Genomic DNA, 6061 nt, shown 5'->3' on the forward strand with positions numbered 1-6061 from the left:
ATGTTGGAAAGAGCATTAAATAAAATTTCAGCTAAAAGTGAATCAGATGGTTGCCTGCTTTGTTACAATGCCCCTTGCACAGAAACATGTCCAAATGGATTAGATCCTGCTAAAGTAATTCGCTCTATCCGTTTTGAGAATATTAGTGGGGCAGAGAATTATGCAAAAGGTAGTGAACTATGTAAGATCTGTAAAGAGAAAAGCTGTATAAAAGCATGCTTAAAAGATAAAATAGATAAACCTGTTGAAATTTCAAAGCTTATGGAATATGCAGGTAATTTAAATAAAGAAAATAGAAGTAAAAAGAAGATAGGCTTAAATACTACATTTTGTGGGTTACCTTGCGAGAATCCGTTCTTCCTATCATCTTCTGTAGTAGCCAGCAATTATGACATGGTTGCAAAAGCCTTTGAAATGGGCTGGGCTGGGGTAGCATTTAAGACTATAGGCACTTTTGTTCCAGAAGAAGTTTCACCAAGGTTTGCAACTATTCGTAAAGAAGGGAATTCCTTTATTGGTTTTAAAAATATTGAACAAATTTCGGATCATACATTAGAAGAAAATTTAGAGTATTTAAGACGATTAAAGAGGGATTATCCAACAAAAATTATAATAGCTTCTATCCTAGGACAGAATGAAGAAGAATGGACTTATTTAGCAGAGAAAATGACAGAGGCAGGTGCTGATATAATTGAGTGCAATTTTTCTTGTCCTCACATGACAGGTGAAGGCTTAGGCTCTGATGTAGGACAAAATCCTGAATTAGTTGCACTATATACAGCAGCCACAAGAAAAGGGACACATCTTCCTATTTTAGCTAAGATGACACCTAACATAGGGAATATGGAGGTTCCTGCTATAGCAGCAATGAAGTCAGGTGCTACTGGTATAGCTGCAATCAATACTATAAAGAGTATCATGAATATAAATTTAGATGATTTTACTTCAGAACCTCAGGTAGATGGAAAATCCTGTGTTGGAGGGTACTCTGGTAAAACAGTAAAACCAATAGCATTACGTTTTATCCATGACATGAAAAAACACCCTTACTTGAAGGAGACACCAATCAGTGGAATGGGGGGAATAGAAACCTGGCGTGATGCTGCAGAATTTTTAGCTTTAGGGTGTACAAATCTACAGGTAACAACATCAATAATGCAATATGGCTATCGTATTATTGAAGATTTGATAGATGGACTTTCTTCATATCTAGGGGAAAGAGGTTTCAGTTCAGTTGAAGAAATGGTGGGAATGGCACTACCAAATTTAGTGCCAGCAGATCATCTAAATAGGCATTCAATATCTTACCCTAATATAAATAGAGATGAATGTGTTGGATGCGGTAGATGTTACCTATCCTGTTATGATGGTGGTCATCAAGCAATAGAAATGGACGAAGCAAGTGGCAAACCAAAACTTTTAGCAAAAAAATGTGTAGGGTGTCACCTTTGTATGGTTGTATGTCCAGTAGGTGCAATTTCTGCTAGTAAAAGAGTAGATATTTCTCAAATAAATAAAAATTAATAACTTGTAATAATTTAATCTGCAAGATTGTGGGGGACACTTAATACTGCATCTTGCGTTAGGAGGTTTGTTTATGAATACACCTGAAATACAAATTAAAGATGTAAGCATGGTATATACAAATAATATTGGAGAAGAAATAGTAGCTTTAAATAATGTAAGCTTAGATATTCGTAAAGGGGAGTTTATTTCATTACTAGGTCCTTCAGGTTGTGGGAAAAGTACACTAATTCGTCTAATTGCAGACTTGCTTCAACCAACTTCAGGTAATGTATCAATAAGTGGCAAATCTCCCCGGGAAATTAGATTACAGCAAAAATACGGTATTGTATTTCAAAGTCCAGTTCTATATGATTGGAGAACTATTAGAAGAAATATATGTCTTCCAATGGAGATCATGGGTATTCCAAAGAAAGAGAGAACAGCTCGAATTGACAAGATGCTAAATTTAGTTGAATTAGAAGAGTTTGGATATAAGTATCCATTTCAGTTAAGTGGCGGTATGCAGCAGAGGGTCGGTATTGCAAGAGCTTTAGCCCTTGAACCTGAGATCCTATTGATGGACGAGCCTTTCTCTGCACTGGATGAGTTTACCCGTGAAAAATTAAATGAAGACTTACTAAATATTTGGGGAAAGACAAAGAATACAGTTATTTTCGTTACTCATAACATTCCAGAATCTGTTTTCCTATCAGATCGAGTTGTTGTATTATCCCCACACCCAGGTAGACTTTCAGCTATTGTAGATATAGATTTACCAAGACCACGTGAAAATTCACTTCGAGAAACTCCAGAGTTTTATGAGTATGTAGCTAAGATAAGAAGAAGCTTTGAGGGGGTGTGAGTATGGTTGTAGATAAAAAAGAAAGAAGGATTGTCGCCATAGTTTGGGTTATTGGGATAATCTTAGTATGGTCATTCTTTGCATTTGCTCTACAAAATATATTTCACGATAAAATGGCTTCCACAAAACTTCCTTACCCCCATTCTGTATTTATGACAATTATAAAAAATTGGAAAATGTTATTAGAAGCAAGTGCAGTGACTTTTTCTAGAGCAACTATTGGTTTTGTTGTGGGTGCTGGAGTTGGAATAGTTCTAGCAGTTGTAATGAGTTTATCTAAAACTATAGAAAGAATAGCATTTCCATATTTAATAATTTCTCAGATGATACCTGTATTAGGGCTTGCTCCTATTATCTTCAATATTGTTAGAGATATGAATACTTCAAGAATAGTCATAGCAGCATATATTACTTTTTTCCCTGTCTCTGTTAATATGCTCAGTGGTTTAAAGAGTGTAGAACAAGAAAAGAAGGATTTACTCTATTCAATAGCTGCAAATAAATTAAATGTATATTATAAACTAATGTTTCCATTCTCCATGTCTTACTTATTTACAGGATTGAAAATTGCTGCGCCTATGGCTGTAACAGCATCAATTCTAGTAGATATGTTGGGTTCTAGCAGCGGAATTGGTGTAAAAATTCTCTATTCTTTATACTCTAGTTCCAACGGAATATTTTGGGCATCAGTGATAACTAGTGCCTTCATGGGAGTAATCAGCTTCTATATTGTAGTTTTTGCTGAAAGAATTTTCTTACCTTGGCAAAAGGATATTGTAAAGAAAGAAGGTGAAGCTGCATGAAAATTGAAGTGAAAAATATACTATGGCCATTGATTTTTGGAGCTATTCTAATTTTACTTTGGCAATTTGGTTTTTTGCATAAAATTTTAAACTTAAAGCCATTTCAATTGCCGGTTCCATCTGAAATTGTTGCTACCTTATCAAATAATATAGGAAAAGCATTAAAGGATTGCGGTACAACTATTTCCGGTGCTTTAATCGGAATGATACTAGGCTCATTTATGGGATTTATGATTGCGGTAATAGCCACAACTTTTCCAAAGTGGGGATACGGTGGTATGATTGTGGTCTCAGCATTAAATGCAGTACCAATTGTAGCGTTATCTCCAATTATGAATCGTTGGTTTTCAGTAGGTATGCAACAGAAAATAGGCGTTGTTACGGTAGTTTGCATGGCAGCGATGGCAATTAATGCTTATAGCGGATTGAATAATTTGAAACCATTCTCCATAGATTTAATGCACTCAGTTGCGGCAAGTAAATGGACAACCTTTAGGAAATTGCGTTTGCCAAATTGCTTACCAAATGTGTTTACTGCCTTCAAAATAAATATAGCTTCATCTATTATTGCTGCCATCATTAGTGAATACTTTGCAACATCTACCTCAGGTTTAGGATTTGGAATAAAAGACAGCCTAAGAAAAGCTGAAATGGCTATGGGGTGGTCCTATATAGTTGTAGCTTCACTGGCAGGTGTGATTTTATATTGCATTATTTTATTGGTTGAGCGTGATGCCATAAAATGGCACGCATCACATAGATAAAAAAATATTAGGAGTGATGAAAATGAGAAAAAGAAAAAACTTAGCTTGGTTATTCTTAGCAATTATGTTAATTTCAATTGTAGCAACTGCTTGTAGCTCTAATAGTTCAAAAGACACAAGCACAAACACGGAAACAAAAGCTGCAGATGGCAAACTTGACAAGGTTAGACTTCAGCTTAAGTGGTTACCTCAATCACAATTCATGGGATACTATGTAGCTAAAGCAAAGGGCTATTATAAGGATGAAGGAATTGATATAGAGATTCTTCCAGGTGGAAGTGATATTATCCCTGAACAACAAGTAAATAACGGTGTTGCAGATATAGGTGTAACTTGGGTTTCTAGTTTGTTAAAGTATCAATCTCAAGGTTGGGGATTAACTGAAGTAGCACAGATTTTCCAAAAGAGTGCTATGTTACTTGTTTCAAAAGCTTCTTCAGGAATTAAAAGTCCTGCAGATTTAAAAGGAAAGAAAGTAGGTTCTTGGTTTGGTGGTAATGAATATGAGATTTATGCACTTCTTCAAGCTAATAAGCTAAACAAAGATAAAGATCTACAATTGGTACAACAAGATTTTACAATGAATCAGCTTTTAAATGATCAAATTGCCGCTGCTTCAGCTATGACTTATAATGAATATGGACTTCTTCTTGAAGCAGGACTTAAGGAAAGTGAACTTAATAAAATTGATATGAATGACGCTGGTGTTGCAATGCTTGAAGATTGCTTATTTGTAAATTCAGATTGGATTTCAAAAAATGAAGATCTTTTTGTAAGATTTTTAAGAGCTTCTATCAAAGGATGGGCAGATGCTTGTGCTGATCCAGCTGCAGCAGGAAAAATTGTATATGATACTGACCAAAGTGTATCTCTTGAACACCAAGTTTATATGGCAAAAGAAGTTGCTAAATTAGTTGCTCCTCAAGGATTTGATTCTGCTAAGATAGGTTATATTGATATGAAGGCAATTCAACAAACTGCAGATCTTGCACATAAATACGGATTACTTTCAAAACCAGCTGACTTATCAGAAAAGACAATTACAAGTAAGTATTGGGAAAAAGCAACAGCAAAATAACTGTTCCACAAAGGGTGATTTCAATTGAAAAAAATATTAGTAAGCGGTTGTTTGTACGGATGGCATGTTCGATATGATGATGGTGATATTCCATGTTTAGATAAGCGATTTTTAAAATGGAAAGAAGAAGGAAGACTAATTCCAGTTTGTCCAGAAGTCTTTGGAGGATTGACTATTCCACGCCCAGATTCTCAACGGGTAGGAAGTAAAGTAATTGCCTGTACTGGAGTTGATGTAACAAAAGAGTATGAATTAGGTGCAATAGAAGCAGTTCGTCTTGCAAAAGAGAATGACGTTGTAGTATGTATTATGAAGCAAGACAGCCCCTCTTGCGGAAGTAAATATATTTATGACGGTACTTTCACTGATACCAAGATTGAAGGTCAAGGTAGGGCAGTTCAGCTTCTAAGAGAATCCGGGTTTGTTGTATTAGATGAAAATGATTTGGATAAAATTGAAAAGTTGATTGAAGAAAATTAATTTGAAGTAAAAAAGGCTATGAGAAAAGCTAGATTAGCATAAAATTCATAGTCTTTTTTATTATAGTCTTTTCTTTAAAAGCTTAATATACTATTCCGTGCGTATCACTGATAGATTAATAGAGTAATTTTTAAAAAAATGTAGATATTTAAAGCTAACTTAATGTAAAGAGATATAAATATTAAATTACATTAATTTTTTGTGATAAGATACTTCTTGTCGCTGTCGCAGTACGACAACGAAATTCAAATATAATATTTACAGGTTTACTGATTTCGGGTTTATCTGATAAATTAATAAGTATTGACAAACTAAAAAATTAGTGATATAATGAATAAGCTGTCTAACGATGGCGAAAACAAATGGTCTTTGAAAATTAAACAGAATTAAGGTAAATAAATGCCAGTCAATAAATTTGAGAACAGATTAAACTTTTAATTCGAGAGTTTGATCCTGGCTCAGGACGAACGCTGGCGGCGTGCCTAACACATGCAAGTCGAGCGAGGGGAGTTCTTCGGAACAAACCTAGCGGCGGACGGGTGAGTAACACGTGGGCAACCTGCCTCAA

6 protein-coding genes and 1 rRNA gene are annotated in these 6061 nt (G+C 35.0%); all 7 read left to right on the forward strand.

Translation table 11 applies throughout. The features are described from left to right. Complete coding sequence (gene preA / locus CLHOM_RS07520; protein ID WP_052221087.1) at window positions 1-1524, forward strand: NAD-dependent dihydropyrimidine dehydrogenase subunit PreA; 1524 nt, start codon at window positions 1-3, stop codon at window positions 1522-1524. Between the two features lie 73 nt (window positions 1525-1597). Next, window positions 1598-2368 carry an ABC transporter ATP-binding protein gene (locus CLHOM_RS07525; RefSeq protein ID WP_052221088.1) on the forward strand — a complete coding sequence of 257 codons (771 nt, stop codon included), beginning with the start codon at window positions 1598-1600 and terminating at the stop codon, window positions 2366-2368. Window positions 2369-2370: 2 nt separating this feature from the next. Then, window positions 2371-3171: an ABC transporter permease gene (locus CLHOM_RS07530; protein WP_052221089.1), complete on the forward strand. Its 801-nt coding sequence runs from the start codon at window positions 2371-2373 to the stop codon at window positions 3169-3171. Then, on the forward strand, window positions 3168-3935 hold the full coding sequence (locus CLHOM_RS07535) for an ABC transporter permease (RefSeq protein ID WP_052221090.1): 768 nt from the start codon (window positions 3168-3170) through the stop codon (window positions 3933-3935). The genes CLHOM_RS07530 and CLHOM_RS07535 overlap by 4 nt, the downstream gene beginning before the upstream one ends. Before the next feature lie 16 nt (window positions 3936-3951). Then, window positions 3952-5013 carry an ABC transporter substrate-binding protein gene (locus CLHOM_RS07540; RefSeq protein ID WP_423230632.1) on the forward strand — a complete coding sequence of 354 codons (1062 nt, stop codon included), beginning with the start codon at window positions 3952-3954 and terminating at the stop codon, window positions 5011-5013. Window positions 5014-5037: 24 nt separating this feature from the next. After that, window positions 5038-5493, forward strand: coding sequence for a 2-thiouracil desulfurase family protein (locus CLHOM_RS07545; RefSeq protein ID WP_052221092.1), 456 nt, complete (start codon window positions 5038-5040; stop codon window positions 5491-5493). Window positions 5494-5928: 435 nt separating this feature from the next. Continuing rightward, window positions 5929-6061: ribosomal RNA gene (locus CLHOM_RS07550) — 16S ribosomal RNA — on the forward strand; the annotation flags it as partial.

Origin of the sequence: Clostridium homopropionicum DSM 5847, from assembly GCF_001263795.1 — a bacterium.
Classification (GTDB): domain Bacteria; phylum Bacillota; class Clostridia; order Clostridiales; family Clostridiaceae; genus Clostridium_H; species Clostridium_H homopropionicum.